The organism is Protofrankia sp. Cr2 (assembly GCF_963555885.1).
Lineage (GTDB): Bacteria > Actinomycetota > Actinomycetes > Frankiales > Frankiaceae > Protofrankia.
This window is the reverse complement of record NZ_CAUVXG010000013.1, coordinates 35,273-52,618: the sequence shown is the minus strand read 5'-3', so window position 1 is coordinate 52,618 and position 17,346 is coordinate 35,273. Positions and strand designations below refer to the sequence as shown.

The following is a 17,346-nucleotide window of genomic DNA, read 5'->3' as shown; positions in this document are numbered from 1 at the left end:
CGCCGGCTCCATTTCGCTGGCCTTCACCGAGGCGTATCTCACCGCCTTCGAGGAGGTGACCCGTGCCAGTGAGCTCCTGGGTGGCGGACTCACCGCGTGCGCCGGGGTGGCCGTCGTCAAGCCGCACTTCCCGTTCTCCGCCGCCTACGACCTGGCCGAGGAACTGACCAAGGAGGCGAAGAAGACCGTCAAGCGGTACGCACCGCGGTCCTCGGGCCAGCCACGGCCACGGGCGTCCGCGTTCTCCTTCCACGTCCAATATGACAGCGGGGGCAGTGACCCGGAGCATCTACGGGAACGCATGCAGGTCCCGCCCGGCGCCGCCGACCTCGCCACCGAGCCTGACCGCAAAAAGCGGCGGAAACTGCGTGCCCTGCTGTACGCGCAGCCCTACGTCGTCACCCGTGACATGCGTGAACCGTGGACGCAGGGCCGTCACTGGGACGACCTCGTCCGGCGGGCCGCGGCGCTGATCGACACCGTCGACCAACCCGACGGTGTGCAGGAGTCCGGCGAACGCAAGTTGCCGACCAGCCAGATGCACGACCTGCGGGATGCGTTGTTCGCCGGGCGGGATGGCGCCGACGGCCGGTTCCGCCAACTGCTGCGCCATTATCACGACCGGGGGCTCAACCTGTTCGCCGCGCCCGCCACCCCGGCCGACACCGCGGACGGCGAAACCACGGATCCGGACACGGCCTCGCTGTTCTGGCGGATCAACGCCGACGAGCCCCCCGTCACCGGGCTGCTCGACGCGATGAACGCGGTCCAGCTCATGGGCGATCCAGCAGCAACAGGAGCATCGGCAACGGGAGCATCGGTATGACAACCACGACGCGGACCCGCAAGGCCCCGGTGGGTGGCCTCGCCCTGGAGCTGACCCTGTACCTGGACAGCGACTGGCACTGTGGCACCGGCCTGGGTGTTCCCGGCGGAGTCGACAAAGTGATCAACACCGACCACGACGGCCTGCCGTTCGTGCCCGGCAAGACCCTCACCGGAGTCTGGCGGGACGCCTGTGAACTGGTCGCCGCCGCGCTCGACAGCTCGGCGGCAACGTCAGCCGGAACGTCAACCGGAACAGCGACCGGAACAGCGACCGGGGCCGCCGGCGGATGGCATTCCTGGGTCGACTTCCTCTTCGGCAGCCAACCGGTCCTGACCGGCGCCGACCAACCCGCGCAGCACGAGCCGCGCCCGGCTGCGGTGTCGGTGCGCCCGGCGCGGTACCCGGCCGCGCTCGCCACCGCCCTACGGCCGATCGGACGGCGCCCGCTGCGCGACGCGGCTACCTTCGTCCGACCCGGCGTGAAGATCGATCCGCGCACTGGGCGGGCCGCGGACGCGTTCCTCCGCTTCGAGCAGATGGCGCGCTCCGGTGCACAGCTCACCGCGACCGCGACGCTGGCCGGCTGGTCACATGCAGGTACGGGTACGGGCCTGGATGACGACGGCCGCCGGGCCGCCGCGGCGGTGCTACTGCTCGGCGCGCGCATGGTCGAATCCATCGGCGGTAAACGCCGGCGGGGCGCCGGCCGCTGCCGCCTGGAGGTGACCGAGGCAGCCGCGGCTGACCCGGGCGACACGCCGCTACCGACACTGGCCAGCCTGGTCGGCTGGTTGCGGGGACGCGACGGCGTCGCCCCACCCGTTCCGACCGCTCCCGTCGAGGACTCGACCTCGGTCGATCCCGATCACCCTGGCGAGACCGGCTGGGAGATCATCGACCTGCGGCTGCACCTCGACACACCGCTGGTCGTCCAGGACCGCACCGTCGGCAACGCCGTCCGATCCCTGACATTCGTGCCGGGCTCGCTGCTGCTGCCCGCCGTCCTGCGGCGGTTGGGCGAACTGCCGGGCTGGGATCCGGCCGGGCTCGCCCGTGCCGGCACTCTCCTTGTCACCAACGCGACCGTCGAGGTGGACGGTGCGGCGGGCCGGCCGTTGCCGCGGACCTGGTTCCACCCGAAGGAGGACACCGCCGCGGCCGTGAACCGGCTGGTCGACGATCCGCGGGAACCCGGCGCCGCAGCAAAGCCCTACAAGGACAACTACGTCGGTGCGGCACCTACGGTGGCCACGGTGGCCGTCCGCCGACCGGAACGGACGATCCACACGCACAACGTCATCGACGATGCCCGGCAGCGGCCCACATCCGCGCTGGTCGGCCTGTACACCTACCAGGCTCTCGCGGCCGGGACCGTACTGCGGGCGCAGGTCCGGGTACGCGCCGGACTCCTACCTAAAAGCGCGGACGCGGCGTTGGCGGGTACCTGGGCGCTCGGCCGGTCGGCAAAGGACGACTACGGACAGGTCAGCGTGACCGTCGACGGTCCACCGAAACAGCTACCGGCTGCAGCAGAGGTACAGTCCGGGCTGGACGACAAGACGACGATCATCGTATGGCTGCTGTCGGACGTCCTGATCCGCGACAAGCGGCTGCGCCCGTCCACCGACCCCGTCGTGTTCGCGGAGCAACTCGGTGCTGCACTGCAGGTGCCGCTCACCCTCACGGCGAACAAGTCGGATGATTCTGGCGATTCGGATGGTTCGGATAGCTCGGACAGCTCGGATGGCCTGCTGCGGCGGGTGACCGCGACCCGGCGGGCCGAATCGTGGCAGCGCTCGTGGTGCCGCCCGCGCCCGACTCTGCTGGGACTCGCCGCGGGCAGCGTCCTGACCTTCACCGCCGACCGGCATCCGTCCGCGGAGAAACTGGCCGCCGTGCAGGCCGGCGGGATCGGTGAACGCACCGCCGAGGGGTTCGGCCAGATCGCCGTCAACGACCCGCTGCTGGTGATGCGGCCCGGCCGCCTCGACGACGGCACGGAGCGATCCGACGAAGACGACGACGACAACGACAACGACAACGACAAAGCCGAAACCGACGACAGAGCCGAAGCCAAGTCCGCGATGCCGTTCGTCCCACCCAGGGAAAAGGCCGCGTACGCGATGGCGCAGGTGATCGAGCGGGAGGCATGGCGGGCGCACATCCAGCGGGAGGCGGTCGCCGTCGCCGCCACGAACGAAGGGCGCGCCACGGTCCTCGGATTCGTGACCGGTCGCACGAACGGCAGCGTGAATCCGACCCAGCTCGGCCGGCTGCGCGACGTCCTGACCCGGCTGGAGGAAAAAGACGAAATCACCTACTGGCTGAGCCGGCTGTCGGCTGACGGCTGGCCATCGCAGGTCCGCGTGACGCTCAAGGAACTCCTCACGCAAAAACCCGAAAAGTCCGAAGAATCCAAGGTGTGGTCGCATCTGCGCCTCGGCCCGAAGCACGGCGCGAGCGTGGCGGCCGGTCTGATTCTCACCGACGGTGGAGCCGACCGGTTGCGCGCCGACACCGAGCTGTGGGCCGAAGCCGTCCGCACGCTGGTCACGAACTGCCTGACCGCACACCGCCGGGCGCTGACCAACCATGCCGGAAGCACCGGCGAGACCACTGGGGACGTGACGAGATGAGCCTGCCAAGCGTGGACACGGCGGTACAGGCCGGGCCGGTACAAGCCGGGCCGGTGCGGGCCGGGCGGCCCATGGTTCGGCGCCTGCGGGTGCGCGGCTGGCTGCGACTGGCGACCCCGCTGCACGTCGGCGGCCTCGGCGACGACCCGTCGGTCGACCTGGCGCTGGCGGTCGACGGGCAGTCCCGCCTCTACGTACCGGGCACGAGCCTCGCGGGAGCGCTGCGTGCCTTCGCCGCACGGTCGATCGCCGACGCGGGGGTCCTCGACGGGATCTGGGGCAGCGTCCCGCAGAACTCCTCCGACGCCGGGTCGGCAAGCCGGATCATCATCCATGACAGCCTGGTCACCGCCGACACCGATCCGGGTACGCCGTTGCCACGGTCGCGGGTCGAGGCCCGCTCCGGCATCGGCATCGACCGGGTGTCGGGAACGGTCGCACACGGGTTCCTCTACGGCCGGGCGGTGATCCCCTCCGGCACCTTTCTGCGCCTTGAGATCGACCTGGAATCCCCCGTGCAGGAGCTTTCAGCCGACCCTGCGACGGCGATGCTCGGCACGCTGCTGCTCGCGCTGGCGGGCGGCGGTCTGCGGCTCGGCGCAGCCCGGACCCGGGGCCTCGGCTCGGTCGTCCTGGCCGGAAAACCAGAGATCGTCGAGCAACGGTTCGACAGCCTGGACGGGATCCTCGACGCGCTCGGTCTGGTGACGGCACCCGCGACCAGACCGCTCACCCCGCAGGACCTCGGCGGCACCGACCCGGACGCCGATATGCTCCGGGTGGAGATCACCTGGCGCCCGGCCTCGCCGGTGATGGTGCGCAGCGGGGTAGACGGCTTCGCGATCAACGCACTTCCCCTGGTCAGCGGGGTCGAGGGTAGCGATCAAGTCGCGCTCGTCCTGCCCGGAAGTTCGATCAAGGGTGCGCTGCGATCGCACGCGGAGAGCATTGAGCGGACCGCCCGCGGGGTCGACGCCCCCCATCCGCTCAAGGTGGCGGCGGGGCCGGCACGGTCGGAGCGGTTCCGAGCCCAGCTCGACCAGCTCGCCGCCGTCAACGCCCTGTTCGGCTCCGCGGGCAGGACCGATACAGGTGATGGCGCGCCGTGCTGGGGAGTCGGAGCACTCGGCGCCGACGACTGCTACTCGACCCAGCCGATCTCCGGCACGCTGTGGCGCGCGCTGAACGGGGCCCACGTCGAGGGCCTGACCACCCCGCCTGCGAATCAGCCGCTGCGACCGCTGCGATCGTCGGAAAAAAGCCGTGCCCGCGTCGAAGGCCCCGTCCGCAAGGGCCTCAAACAGCTCGGCATGGACGAGGCCGAACACGTCGCGATCGACAGGTGGACAGGGGGTGCCGCCGACAAACGCCTGTTCAGCACCCTTGAACCGCATCACGTCGAGTGGCGCCAGCTAAAACTGACCGTTGACCTGCGACGGTTGCGCCAGTTCGATCAAGACGGCCTGACCCAGCCCGCACTTGCGCTGCTGCTGTTCATCCTTCGGGATCTGAGCGCCGGGCGGGTGCGGTTCGGGCACGGCGTCAACCGCGGCCACGGCGACATCACAGTGGAATCAATCACGATCAACGGCTTTCCGGATGCCAAGAATACCTACAAGAATCTCGACGAGTTGCTCGCGGAACCAGCCGTCGCCGAATGCGCCCAACGCTGGCGGGACTACCTCGACAACCATTCGGGGACCTCGACCTCGACCTCGACATCCGCCTCCGCCTCCGCCTCCGGTGAAGGGAATCCGGCATGACACTCCTGTACTCCGCTACATCCACGGACGTCACGCTGGCGGACGCGATCCGCCTTACCGGCTTGGGTGCCGATCCCGCTACTGATACCGGTGACGCGGTGGCGCTGCTGGCGAGTCCGAAGGCGTACACGGTGGCCCGGCTGTCCGGCGGCCGGCTCACCGACTCCGAGAAGACAATCGAGCTTCCTGCCGCCGGGTCCGCGGCGGTGTTCGAAGCCCGGATCTTCAACCGGGACGCCGAGCTGCGCTGGCTGCACACGGGCAACGGTGTCGGTACGGCGGTCATCGTGGCGGAGTCCCTCGACCTGTGCGCCGGGCTCGCCAAGCGCCTCGATCCGCTGGACGCCATCGAGACGATCGAGAACAAGTACCTGCTGTGGGGCCGGCCGTTGCCCGCGAGCACCGATGTCGGCACCGGCACAGGCGGGCCGTTGACCGGCGGGCCGCGGTGGGTCCGGCTGGCCGAGGCCCGGATCGGCCTGCTCGACGTGCCGCTACCGCGGGCGCCCCGGCCGGAGGAGTGCGTCTACCTGCGGACCGTCGAGTACGTCACCACCGAGCCTGACCACGGCAACGCCGGTGTCGCCGAGGAGCGTCTCGTCGAGCTGTTCCTCGCGCTGCCCAAACAGTCCGACGCCACCAACGCCACCAACGCCGGTACCCAGGCCCGACCTCACGCGGAGGCGAGAAGATGAGCAGCCGTTTCGGCACGATCGTATGGAAGACGACCACTGACGGCGCCCGCAAGATCGTCATCAACGAGGACGGCGCGGGAGAGCGGCGCTTCGAACGCCGATTCCTGGACGAGACACTGACCGGGTTGAGCGATGACGATCTCGCCGGCCGGTCCGTCGAGTTCGACTGGGCCGGTGGACGGGCCAAGCGCATCCGCGACAAGGGCACCGCGGCTACAGCACAAACCCCGTCCCCGGATGCCGCACCGGCAGCCGCGCAGCCCACTCAAACGCGTGAGCGGCCCGCGTCCCGCCAGCCACCGCGACACATGGCACCGGCGCGGCCCGCCAGACAGGCGACCACCGCCGAGCGGCAGTCGGATGCGCCCTACCGCGCTTCGGATCCGCTGAACGCGTTCATCAACCCGTACGGGTTCGTCCCGGCACCGCAGCGCGACCCTTCGCACAAGACGCTCGGCGACGTGGGCGACAACCCGACGGATCACGAGCGCCTGCCCGGCCACGACCGGCTCCGAGAGAACCGCTGGTCGGGGACGATCGGCGTCACCCTCACGGTTGCCACGCCGCTGCTGCTCCTGGACACCGCCGGCGTCACCCCCAACAACGAGGGCCATGCAACCTACGGCGTCCTGGAACGGCCGGTCACCACCCCGGACGGCCGCCACGAGCGCCGCCCGCACCTGCCACCGACGGCTGTAAAGGGCATGCTGCGCAGCGCCTACGAGGCGGTGACGAACTCCCGCTTCGGTGTCTTCACCGGCCACGACTCCCGGTTGGGCTACCGGATGGCGGCCCGCGACGGGCTCGCGTCCATCCCGGCGCGAGTCGTCTGCGACGGCGGCACCGCCAAGATCGAGCTGCTGCCCGGGACGACACCCGCAGGCCACCAGGGCCGGCACGGTTCGCCCATGCACGCCGCATGGCTGCCTACCTACTGGACGCCGAAGGGCTCGCAACACGTCCGCTCCGACCAGAGCGATTTCAACATCGTGATGCCGGACGGCGCACGGCCCGAGCATGGCGCGGCGGTGCGAGCGCGCATCCAGCTCGTCCAGCATCACCGGTGGGACCGCCGATCGGCCACGCATACACCTGACTTCCAGCTGTGGTGGGTGCGCTCACTTGCCGAACCCGGCCAGGAACCACATCAGGCGCCGCTGCGGACGTCCCGCCAGAACGGGGCGTCATGGTACGAGCCGATCGGCCCGGAGAAGATCGTCGACGGCTGGGTGTGCATAACGAACCGGAACATCGACCGCAAACACGACGAGCGGGTCTTCTTCTACGACGCCGACGACGATCTGCGGGAGACGTTTGAACTGAATGAAGGTTTGCAGCGTATCTGGCACGACATCATCCACGGTTATATGAACGCGCACCGGCCCGGTGAGTTGAAGACCCCGGACCCCAAGGATCCCGGGAAGATTGTCGCAAGTCGCCACCTGGTTGCGCCGGACGGTACGAAGCCGGATGGCGTGGAACCCGATGAACTCACCGACGGCGATCTGCTCTACGTCCGGCTGGACGCCCGCGGTGAGATCGACAGTCTGTATCCGGTGACGATCGCACGAGAGTTGTTCAGCGCCGCACCGATCGACCTGCTGGATCCCTCGCTGGTACCCGCAAACACGATCAGCGAGCTGTCCCCGGCGGACCGGGTGTTCGGCTGGGTCCGGACCGACGAGCGAGCCGACGAGCCGACCGAAAACCGGGCCGCCCGCGACGGGGGTGACCCGGCTGATGCCTGGCGGGGCAGCCTGCGGATCGGACCGGTCCGCTGCGACCAGTCGTGGAATTCGGCGGTGGAACGCTTCGAAGGCCGTGGATTGCCGCTGGCGATCCTCGGTCAACCCAAGCCCGGCCAGGGCCGCTTCTACCTGGGAGCCAAACAGGCAGGCCAGCCCGTGCCACTGCGGACCGGGCTGCCCAAGGCGGGCTGGTTCGACTCCGCCGCGCAGATGTTGCGCGGGCGAAAGGTCTACCCGCATCACGCCGGCCTGCCCGACGGTTACTGGAAGAACCCGACGGCCGATCGCACCCAGAAACTGGACGGCGGGCGTTACCAGGAATACCGTCGGCCGCGGAAGTCGCTCGTGCCCGAGGATTCCCGCGCGAACCCGTTGAACCGCGAAGGAACCGCCTTCGCCACACAGCATTCGGGCGGGGTGAACGACGAGAACCGCGACGACCAGAACCGGTCGGTGAACGGCTGGGTCCGGCCCGGGACCACATTCACGTTCACGGTCGACGTCCGCAATCTGGCCGACGTCGAGCTGGGCGCGCTGCTGTGGCTGCTCGACCTCGACACAAACGGCGGCGATGGCGACGGCGACGGCGACGGGAAAGGCGGGAACGCAGCCCGGTTCCACCGGCTGGGCTTCGGCAAGCCGCTCGGTTTCGGCAGCGTCCGGCTCACCGTTGACCCTGCCCGGACAGACCTTCGCACCGGCGCGTCGTGGGCGCAGTACTACCGGTCACTCGGGCCGGAGAAGCGCCCGGACGACGGCTATCCGGCCGCGGCGCGGGCCAGCGTCGACGCCTTCACGAAAGCGGTCTCCCCCGGGAATCAATTCGAGACGGTCCCGCACATCAAGGCATTTCTCGCCGCGGCAACGGGTGATGCGTCGGTACCCGTGCACTATCCGCGGGTGCGGCCCAACGGCCTGCGGGTCGACGTCCCGGTGCCGCCTGACCCGCGGGGCCGCTCGTTCGAGTGGTTCGTCCAGAACGAGCAGCAGCAGGGTGGCCGCGTCCGCGACAACCGCGGCGTCAGCCTGCCCGACCTCGGCGTCGGTCACCTGCCCATCCACCCCGAAAAGGACCGGTAGCCCGATCCTCATCCGCTGGGCGACCCGGCGACCCCACGACCCGGTTCGCCCAGCGGCCTGCCACGAGTGGAAGGTTCACGTCAACCTTCCACTCGTCCCAGCAAGGCGTGCGCATGGGCGGGACGGAGGTGATCGTGGTGTCATGGCAGTGGGACCGTGCCGAACAGGACCCCCGGCCGCCGGACCGTTGCATGGAGTGCAAGCGTGGCGTCATTCGGTTACGGACTGGCGGAGTCCGAAGGGAGGGATGCCGGATGGCGACAAACGCGAGTCTGTTGGCGGCGCTGGCCGGCGTCCCGTCCGCATCCCGGCACCTGCAGGGCAGTTTCGGGCCTGCCACGCTGCGCCTGGCCGGGGCGCGGGCGGTCCTGGAACTCGACGACGGCGCCGCTCCCCCACTGCGGTTGACCTGGACCGATGGACCCGGCCACGCGGTCGGCGCCCAGGTCGCGGCCCTGCTGCGCACCCATGGGACGGCCCTGTTCGAACGGCTCGACCTACTGCGGATCGCCAGCCGCAGAAAGATCACCGACCCGCCGCCGACACCGGGGACGTCGGGGACGTCGGACGCACCCCGGTCGGTCCGGGCCACGACCGTGGACGACGGGATCCGCATCGAGATCGCGCCCCGGACAGGCTCGCCTACGGGCCATGACCGACCTCGCGCAGCAGAGCGCAGCACACGAAACGTGGTGCTGTCCGCGGCACAGGCCCGTGACCTCGCGGATCTACTGGAGGCGTGGGCCGCGCTGCCCGCATAACGGTTTCCCGCATAACGGTTTCCCGCATGACGGTCGCCGGCATCACGCGGCCCGCCCGTCGAGGTCGTGCAGCAGGACGTCGACCCATTCGACGCCGGCCCCGGCGACAAGGCGCGCAAGGCGGTCGACCTCGTGGCCGGCACGTTCGTCGTCGAGGCGCAGCAGCCGCCGGGCAAGCGCCCCGACGTCGACCTTCCTGCCATGGGCGATGTCGGTGATCGCTTGCAGTAACATTTTCGTCACCGAATTGACCTCGAGCTCGGCGAGAATTGCGTTCCGCGGAACACTCGTGTCTGCCGCCGCCACACAGATGTCCTCAGGCGAGGGCGCGTGCCCACCGGCGATTGCGTCCGACACGGTCTGCGCGCGCGGCACCGCCACGGCCCGCTCGTAGAAATCGCGATTGCACTGACGCAGTGTCGCCAGGGAGCGCTGGAGCCGCTCGCTCACCTCAGCCGCAGTGAGCCCGAACCTCAGTTCCATGGACGGCAGCGAAAACGGGTCGGTAATCTCATCGCGAATTCCGAGCAGGAACTCGATGAGAATGTCCCGGGCAACCGGATCCACGCGCAGCGGTGCGGCCCAGGCCGCCTTGCGGATCGCCACCTCCGGACGGGTCGGCAGACCGCGCTCATCAGCCGACTCCCGCCGCACCGTCGGCACGATCCGCCCGGACGTCGGGTAGTTAACGAGCTGCGCCCATGCCTTGCGCAGCCAGTCCAGCTCAGCCGGGGTCTCCTCGCGCGGCTCGAAGTCGCGCAGCAGGACACCGAAGACGGACGCGTCCTGCAGGTCGGCTTCCGGCGCGACGATATGGTCACGGATGATCCGCCATTCGCGGATCTCCTCGCCCCCGTTACGGCTACGGGCAGACACCGTCGGTATCCGGCCTACGAGCGCCTCGCGCAGCACCTCGAATCCGTCGGTCAGCAGACCGGTCCACAGGGGAACGCAGCGGTCGCACAACGGCCCGGTGAGCGTATCGGTGACGTTGAAAAGCGGCGGGCGCTCGGGCCGGCAGGCGCAGGTGCCGGGCTTGGCACGACGGACGCCGTGGACGACCCGCGTCCACAACGCCGGGCCGACGAACTCCGCAAAGGCCAGAAACGCGATGTCGTCGTTCTCGCTTGCGATGTCGGCAATGGTCAGCGGAAGCATCGGTCCTCCTGTGAAGGGCATGCCGAACCATGGGTGGGACGGCAACAAGACGACGCCGTAAAGGCGTCACAGCACCCAGATCTTCTGAGCGCTTCACAGGAGACCGAGATCGCGATGATCCTGGTCGGCGGTCGAGTGATACCCGACCTGGGCCGCATGACGTACGAAGCGGCCGTGGTTGAAACGTACGGGAAGCAGGTACGAGCCGTCAAGACCGGTTCGTACCCGACGGATCGCCCCGACCTGGGCCGGCCAGCAGTCGACCCACCCTTCGGGTTCCCAGTTTCGATCTTCACCTATCCCCCTGTGATCCTCACGATGGAGAACAGGTCAGAATAGGGGACGCTGCGGTACCACGACCACGGGGGTGCCCGACTCCGTTTCCCCCTCGGAGCACTACCGTACGTGCACGCTGCCTTTCAGGCTGGGACTACCAGTCAGCGGGGAGCAGCGCCAGCCCACGCGACTGGCGGGGAGGGCGCGCTCAGCACGGTGCGCGGTGTGGTCTACGCTCCCGGAACAGGTACGGGGGGGTTGTCATGCATAGTCTTCTTTGCCTACCAGCCAAACGGGTCCGACCAGGCCCTCGTCCAAGGGGCCAGCCAATGACGCTGACAGCTCCCGCCTAATCCGTGGCATGCTCGGCGCCTGTCGTTTTGCACTCTGTGCTGGCGAACGACGCCCATTGATGGGCGAACTGCGTAGCCTTTGCCAGTAGGGCGTTGCTATCTGTCCGCCATATGAGCGGACCTCGCAACGGTGTATCCGTGTCGTCGCTCTGCGTTCGGCGCGTCGCGGTCGAGGAATGCTGACGCACCTATGTGACGCGGGCCGGCGGCCAGCTGGCCGTCTCCGGCAAGACCATGAGAGGTACCTGATGCGGGTGTTGACAAGTTGCGGCCTATCCAGGTCGGTCGGCGCTGCGGCGCTGCGACGGGTCCTGGCGCTGGTCGTGGGCTTGCTGCTGGCCTCGGCCCTGGCCGGGACCAACCGGTCGACTGCCACGACGCCCACATCCGGACAGGCACAGGCACCCGCATCGGCATCGGCATCGGCAGAGCCCGCGGGCACACACGGGTATCTGCGGGCGGTGGCGGCCGTCCCTGGCAAGTAAAGGATCTGCTCGGCATCGACGAACTCGCGCCCGCCGCAGGCCACGAAAGCCTTGGCCTCGACGGGGAGGGCTCCATCTGGAGAACCTGGTCGTGTCCCGCTCCCTGGCACACTGACGTCCTCGATGCAACAGGGTCGGTAGGAAGGGTCGGTAGGAAGCGTCGCTATCGCAGCCCTCGCCACCTACCCCGGACCGATTCGAGCCGAAGCGTTAGGTCATTTTGGTCGTTATAGTAACGGTTTCCACCTACCTCTCACCCGACGCCAGCGCCAGGGCAGGCGTGGCGCAGATCCCAGTGGAACTTCGGTCCAGGTGTCTGTGAAGTGTCGGTCCATGAGGCTGTGAAATGTCGGTCGAATCCTCCGTCAGATGTATACTGAAGCTGGCCGACATCCGCTGTGAGCAGGAGTTTTCTCGTGCCAGTAACCGACCTGCAACGGGCCTGCGTCTCAATCGCGGAGGAGTACCTGTCGGTATTCCGTGTCGTGATCCTGAACGGCCCCCGGCAGTCCGGCAAGACGACGCTGCTTCGGCACCTGCGGGAGCGCCATGGGGGCACCCTGCTCAACCTCGACGACGAGCAGACCCTGCAGGCGGCGACCAGCGACCCGGTGGCTTTTACCGGAAGCGGCACGGAGCCACGGTTCATCGACGAGGTTCAGCGAGGTGGCGACGCCCTGGTCAGAGCTGTCAAGGCCGAGGTCGATGCGGCGCCGCGCCCCGGTCGGTACGTCCTGGCCGGGTCCACCCGGTTCCTGACAACGCCCAGTCTGTCGGAGTCCCTGGCCGGCCGCGCCGGGGTGGTGGACGTCTGGCCTCTCTCCCAAGGTGAATTCAACGGCCGGTCCGACAGCTTCATCGACCATGCCTTCGACAACCCCGAATCGCTCTCCAGCCTCCGGGCGTCGGTATCCGACCGGGCGGATTACTTCCAGCGGGTCTGTCGCGGCGGCTTCCCCGAACCTGCCCTGATGCGGACAACCCGCTCTCGCAGGGCATGGTTCCGCAGCTATGTCGAAGCCATCGCTGAACGTGATATTCGCGAGATGACCCGCATCAACGAACCGAGCTCGATACGAACCCTGCTGGCCTACCTCGCATCGGTGACAGCCCAGGAACACAACACCGCTAACACGGCAAACAAGAGCGGCCTGCATCGAAGCACGGTCAGTCGGTACCTGGAACTACTCGAAACCGTTTTCCTTATCCACCGACTACCGATATGGTCCCGAAACCTGACCGCCCGGGTCGTCAAACACCCCAAGCTCCACCTCACCGACACCGGCCTCGCCGCCGCGCTTCTCGGCGTTTCTCCCGACGCCCTGGCCAGACCGGTGTCGCCGCCCCGCGGCCCGTTGGTCGAGACCTTCATCGTCAACGAACTGGCCAAACAGGCCACCTGGAGCGAGAACTCGGTGCGGCTCCACCATTGGCGGGTCAGCGGCGGTGCTGAAGTCGACATCATTCTGGAACGCGACGACGGTCAGATCCTCGGTATCGAATGCAAGGCGACCGACACGGTCACCGGTAACGACTTTCGCGGCCTGGCCACGCTCCGCGATCTACTCGGCCCGCAGTTCGTCCACGGTATCGTCCTACACACCGGGCACCAAAACGGCGCGCTTCGCTTTGGCGACAGGCTGGTATCGCTCCCGATAGCAGCCCTTTGGGAAGCCGGGGCCTGAATCGGTTTTCCATACGGCGCCGCGTCAGGACGACGCTCGGTTCCCTGATATCCTGGCCATCTGTTGATGGCGGTGTCGGCCGTCCCTGGCAAGTAAAGGCTCTGCTCGGCATCGACGAACTCGCGCCCTCCCCGGGACACCAGGCGTCTGAATGCCTGAACGCCGCACGCGGGAGGTCAGAAACGCGGCTATAGAAGCCTTTTCCACCTACCCCGGACCGATTCAAGCCGAAGCGTTAGGTCATTTTGGTCGTTATGACGACGGAAATCGCCTACTCCACGATCGCAGTCAGGCCGAGGGACGTCTCCGAAGCCCATGGCCTGAGCATGCCGGCCCCGACGGGCATCCGTCCGTCAGTAGTCAAGGAGAATCCGCGTCAGCGCATGGGAGCCCGCGACGGCGACCCTTCGTGCCGGCGGCTGGCCGGTGGGTCCTACCGTGATGTCCGACCCACCAGAAGGTAGGAGGGGATTGTGCCCGCTCGCATTATCGTGACCATCAGTCCGGCATCCGCGGGAGCGCTGCCGCCACCGCACACGGGCCCGGCGGTGAACGCCGCCATCCTCGCCGCCGTCCGCGACGGGCTGTCACCCGAGGCCAGCGCATACCTTCACGACGGTTCGTCATCCCGCCCGTTCGCAGTCACACCGCTCCTCGACGAACGCCAGCGAACCCCGGCCAGAACGTCCGAGCACGTCCGCTTCGAGGTCGGCGTGCTACGCGACGAGATCGTCGGGTCGATGCTCGCCGCGCTGAGTTCCCGTGACAGGTGGCGGTTCGGTTCCACCGACTACACCACGCAGTCGGTGGATCTGGTCGAGGCCGAGCCCTACGCGAATCTGCTCGCCGCCGCGCCACCGGCCACATCCTGGGCGTTCGGACTGGTCACCCCGGTCAGCTTCGCGACCGGCCGTGGGGATGGCGCCCGCCGCCAGCGCATCCTGCCCGATCCGGAACGGGTCTTCGGCACCCTCGCCGCGCGGTGGCAGATCTGGGCGCCAGACAGCCCGCTGCCCCCCGACCTCGACGACGCGATCGACGATCACCTTGAGCTCGTCGATATGCGCCTGGCCACCACCGAGTACATGGTCAAAATCGGGGCGCCCAAGCGGCGCGGTTGCGTCGGGTTCGTCAGCTACACCCTCGCCGAACCCGCCGGGGTCCCACCGGGAACGCGCAGCGCCATCGAGTCCCTTGCCCGCTTCGCCTGCTACGCGGGTATAGGCGACCGGACCGCCAGCGGCATGGGCTACGCCGTCATCGACCCGGACTGACGACACACTCACAACCAACGCCGGCGTTGCCCCAACCCCGCGACGCCACGTCCCTATTGCCGACCACTAAGCCGACCGGACCGGCCCCTGCGGCGCCGGTGTCGCCGACTGGCTACCATGCCCAAGCCCGCAGTCATCGGCCCCTGCAATCGGCTGGCTCGGGTCGAACCTCTCGGAGTAGTCGGGCGTGCCGGGTGCGGGACGGTTGGAACTGACCCGGTGACTTGGAGCGAGCAGACCGTTGTTCATTGCGTCACAGTCTTCGTCCCAGTAAAGGGAGCCACGGCCGCCCCCGAGATATGGACCTTCCTCGCCAGCCCGCACCGACCCGGTCTTATAAAAGCGGAAAATCATGTCCCGGTGCACGATTACCAGCGCCGCTTCCGATCCGCGGCGCAACGGATAGACATACACCTGATTCGCATGGATCTCCAACTCCTGGGAATCCGAACCAATTGCGAAGGTCACGGTGCCGTCCACCCGCACATCGGGAACCATCAACGTCACGCCCGGTGCGAAATGCGCAAAAAAAGCGAGACCCCGACTGTGGTCCGCCGGATCGGCGGCCATCCACTTCTGGACGGCCTTCCGCTCGCGATCACCGAGAAGCGCGAATACGACATCTTCGTCACCGGCGTATACTCGGGGGTCCAGGTAGGCGACGGTCATGTATTCCTTGCTCTTCCGCAGAGCCGTGTCGACCTCGGCCGCGGTGAACCTCCCCGTGGCGGCTGCGGCAGGCAGCACGATGCCGTCCGCACCGGTGGCGAAACGAGCGGCCGCGGTACCCGCGTACGGGTCGGCGGAAGCCTGCCGCACGCCAGGATCCGGGGTGGCAGAGGGCTGACCGGACGGCTCCCCGGATGCCTGCCCAGTCGGCAGTGCGGTCGCCAACGCGGCCGGCTGGCCGTTGCCCGCCCGACGCAACGCCGGGAGGCCGAACACCACGCCCGCGGCGAGAGCCGCGACGCAGGCGAGCGCGAGTACACCGCGTAGGACGCGACGGACGACCGTCCGTCGACGCCGCTGGGCGTGCTTGCGCAGAACGTCCGTCCACGGGTCGTACTCATGAATGCTCACTGAGCGCCCTCACCCGGGCACGACGTCGACACCACGCCAGTATGTCGTGACAACGCCGTACACGCTGGTCCAGGTCTCCGTACCGGCCGACCTCATAGGGTTTTCACCCCAGTGGGCGCATGGCCCTATGGGCCGCACCCATATCGTGATCTTGATGATGGCCGGGTGCGGTGCGCTCTTACAGTGTCCCGCAATCGGGTAGGGAACTCGCCGGGCGCTCTAAGCCGGACGGAGTTTCTCCAGACAACCCGGAAAATCCGCGTCAACCCGACAAACAACCAGGGGAGGTCCTGCAATGGCCGAAGGTGACGTCGTAGACGTTCTGACGCGCGACCACGGCAAGGTCGAAGAATTGTTTCAACGTTACGACCGGGCAGCCTCGACGACGGAGAAGAACCAGCTGGCGATGAATATCTTTATTGAGCTGCTCCGACACGCGGCGGTCGAGGAGAAAATCGTCTATCCCGAAGCCAGAAAGATCATTCCAAACGGTGACGAGGTGATCGGGAGGGAGATCTCCCAACAGGCCGCGGCCGAACGGACCATGGCGGCGCTCAGCGCGACGAAACCAACCGACCCCGATTTCGCCCACTTGATGCGCGAGTTGATGGAGATGATCCGTGAACACGTGTGGGAACAGGAGGAAGTCTGGTTTCCGCAGCTGCGCCAACGGATGTCAGCAGACAATCTTCGACAGCTCGCCGAGCAGGTGGAGGCTATGCATGCGACCGCACCGACGCAGGCAGCCGCATCGACCAGCTCTCGATCGTCCGCTTCGGACCGACCTCCCGGCAGGCTCCTCCTCGGCATGGGCACCGGGATCGTCGACCGGGTACGCCAGATGGTGACATCTTTGCTACGATTCGTTACAGTCTTTGCCGAGTTCGTCCGCCGACCCGCAGCCGGCGTCCGTGCGGCGCGTTCCGGTGGTGGCGCCTCCGCCCCTGCCACCGGCTGAAACACCGGGAACACCGGGAACACCGGGAACACCGGGAACACCGGGTTCACGAAAACGGGGCGGCTCCGCCACGCAGGACCGCGGAGAGCCTCCCGTCGGGGTCGAGCACAGTCAGGAATGCCTGGCTGATGGCGCCGAGCTGCTCGACCTGGGTCGGGCTGAGCCCGTCGAAAACAAGCCGCCGTACCGTCTCGACATGCCCCGGGGCCGCCGCAGCGAGGACGTCGAAACCGGCGTCGGTGAGCACGGCTATCTGGCCGCGCCTGTCGGTCGGGCACCTTTCCCGGCGGACCCAGCCCCGCTCCTCGTGGCGCGCCACGACATGGGACAGGCGGCTCTGGGACGAGTTGGTCGCGCGGGCCAGCTCGCTCATCCGCATGGCCCGGTCGGGCGTCTCAGAGAGAATCACCAGCACCGCGTAAGCAGCGTGGGTCATGCCGGCCTCGCTCTGGAGCTGCCGGTCGAGGGCGTCCGCAAGCAGCTCGGTTGCCGCGACGAAAGCCCGCCATGCTCGTTGCTCTCCCGCGTCGAGCCACCGCGTTCCGGCCATGGTCACAGCGTAGAT

12 protein-coding genes and 1 pseudogene are annotated in these 17,346 nt (G+C 68.1%); 10 read left to right on the top strand and 3 right to left on the bottom strand.

The genetic code is table 11. The annotated features are described in order from the left end of the window. The 6 genes and pseudogenes from U9978_RS08870 to U9978_RS08845 form a co-directional block, all read left to right on the top strand. Positions 1 to 826 (top strand): annotated as a pseudogene (locus tag U9978_RS08870) (hypothetical protein); the annotation flags it as partial. Beyond that, on the top strand, positions 823 to 3,465 hold the full coding sequence (locus U9978_RS08865) for an RAMP superfamily CRISPR-associated protein (protein ID WP_322760587.1): 2,643 nt from the start codon (positions 823 to 825) through the stop codon (positions 3,463 to 3,465). The pseudogene U9978_RS08870 and the gene U9978_RS08865, both read left to right, overlap by 4 nt. Beyond that, the gene (locus tag U9978_RS08860; protein WP_322760586.1) at positions 3,462 to 5,228 is read left to right on the top strand and encodes an RAMP superfamily CRISPR-associated protein; all 1,767 of its coding nucleotides are present in this window, start codon (positions 3,462 to 3,464) and stop codon (positions 5,226 to 5,228) included. The genes U9978_RS08865 and U9978_RS08860 overlap by 4 nt, the downstream gene beginning before the upstream one ends. After that, complete coding sequence (gene csx19 / locus U9978_RS08855) at positions 5,225 to 5,923, top strand: CRISPR-associated protein Csx19 (protein WP_322760585.1); 699 nt, start codon at positions 5,225 to 5,227, stop codon at positions 5,921 to 5,923. The genes U9978_RS08860 and csx19 overlap by 4 nt, the downstream gene beginning before the upstream one ends. Next, complete coding sequence (locus tag U9978_RS08850) at positions 5,920 to 8,751, top strand: TIGR03986 family CRISPR-associated RAMP protein (RefSeq protein WP_322760584.1); 2,832 nt, start codon at positions 5,920 to 5,922, stop codon at positions 8,749 to 8,751. The genes csx19 and U9978_RS08850 overlap by 4 nt, the downstream gene beginning before the upstream one ends. Positions 8,752 to 9,005: 254 nt before the next feature. Continuing rightward, positions 9,006 to 9,512, top strand: a complete 507-nt coding sequence (locus U9978_RS08845; protein ID WP_322760583.1) for a hypothetical protein — start codon at positions 9,006 to 9,008, stop codon at positions 9,510 to 9,512. Between the two features lie 42 nt (positions 9,513 to 9,554). Here U9978_RS08845 and U9978_RS08840 read toward each other — a convergent pair whose 3' ends face one another. Next, on the bottom strand, positions 9,555 to 10,670 hold the full coding sequence (locus U9978_RS08840) for a hypothetical protein (RefSeq protein WP_322760582.1): 1,116 nt from the start codon (positions 10,668 to 10,670) through the stop codon (positions 9,555 to 9,557). 877 nt (positions 10,671 to 11,547) lie between these two features. On the opposite strand from U9978_RS08840, the gene U9978_RS08835 reads away from it, so the two are divergent. From U9978_RS08835 to cas6, 3 genes are all read left to right on the top strand, one after another. Next, positions 11,548 to 11,784, top strand: a complete 237-nt coding sequence (locus U9978_RS08835; RefSeq protein WP_322760581.1) for a hypothetical protein — start codon at positions 11,548 to 11,550, stop codon at positions 11,782 to 11,784. Positions 11,785 to 12,200: 416 nt separating this feature from the next. Continuing rightward, positions 12,201 to 13,469 carry an ATP-binding protein gene (locus U9978_RS08830; protein ID WP_322760580.1) on the top strand — a complete coding sequence of 423 codons (1,269 nt, stop codon included), beginning with the start codon at positions 12,201 to 12,203 and terminating at the stop codon, positions 13,467 to 13,469. A 473-nt stretch (positions 13,470 to 13,942) separates the two neighbouring features. Then, positions 13,943 to 14,743 (top strand): CRISPR system precrRNA processing endoribonuclease RAMP protein Cas6, encoded by an 801-nt coding sequence (gene cas6 / locus U9978_RS08825; protein WP_322760579.1) that lies wholly within the window; start codon positions 13,943 to 13,945, stop codon positions 14,741 to 14,743. A gap of 66 nt (positions 14,744 to 14,809) precedes the next feature. Here cas6 and U9978_RS08820 read toward each other — a convergent pair whose 3' ends face one another. Continuing rightward, entirely contained in the window at positions 14,810 to 15,823 is a 1,014-nt protein-coding gene (locus U9978_RS08820) for a hypothetical protein (RefSeq protein ID WP_322760578.1), read from the bottom strand. 295 nt (positions 15,824 to 16,118) lie between these two features. Here U9978_RS08820 and U9978_RS08815 point away from each other — a divergent pair, with 295 nt between their 5' ends. Further along, on the top strand, positions 16,119 to 16,781 hold the full coding sequence (locus U9978_RS08815; protein WP_322760577.1) for a hemerythrin domain-containing protein: 663 nt from the start codon (positions 16,119 to 16,121) through the stop codon (positions 16,779 to 16,781). Between the two features lie 46 nt (positions 16,782 to 16,827). Here U9978_RS08815 and U9978_RS08810 read toward each other — a convergent pair whose 3' ends face one another. After that, positions 16,828 to 17,331, bottom strand: a complete 504-nt coding sequence (locus U9978_RS08810; RefSeq protein ID WP_416210903.1) for a MarR family winged helix-turn-helix transcriptional regulator — start codon at positions 17,329 to 17,331, stop codon at positions 16,828 to 16,830. Positions 17,332 to 17,346: the final 15 nt, after the last annotated feature.

What these genes read in the sequence shown, in the direction of transcription:
- U9978_RS08865 (WP_322760587.1), top strand. Translation starts at nt 823, where the DNA reads ATGACAACCACGACGCGGACCCGCAAGGCCCCGGTGGGTGGCCTCGCC.
- U9978_RS08860 (WP_322760586.1), top strand. Translation starts at nt 3,462, where the DNA reads ATGAGCCTGCCAAGCGTGGACACGGCGGTACAGGCCGGGCCGGTACAA.
- csx19 (WP_322760585.1), top strand. Translation starts at nt 5,225, where the DNA reads ATGACACTCCTGTACTCCGCTACATCCACGGACGTCACGCTGGCGGAC.
- U9978_RS08850 (WP_322760584.1), top strand. Translation starts at nt 5,920, where the DNA reads ATGAGCAGCCGTTTCGGCACGATCGTATGGAAGACGACCACTGACGGC.
- U9978_RS08845 (WP_322760583.1), top strand. Translation starts at nt 9,006, where the DNA reads ATGGCGACAAACGCGAGTCTGTTGGCGGCGCTGGCCGGCGTCCCGTCC.
- U9978_RS08840 (WP_322760582.1), bottom strand. Translation starts at nt 10,670, where the DNA reads ATGCTTCCGCTGACCATTGCCGACATCGCAAGCGAGAACGACGACATC.
- U9978_RS08835 (WP_322760581.1), top strand. Translation starts at nt 11,548, where the DNA reads ATGCGGGTGTTGACAAGTTGCGGCCTATCCAGGTCGGTCGGCGCTGCG.
- U9978_RS08815 (WP_322760577.1), top strand. Translation starts at nt 16,119, where the DNA reads ATGGCCGAAGGTGACGTCGTAGACGTTCTGACGCGCGACCACGGCAAG.
- U9978_RS08810 (WP_416210903.1), bottom strand. Translation starts at nt 17,331, where the DNA reads ATGGCCGGAACGCGGTGGCTCGACGCGGGAGAGCAACGAGCATGGCGG.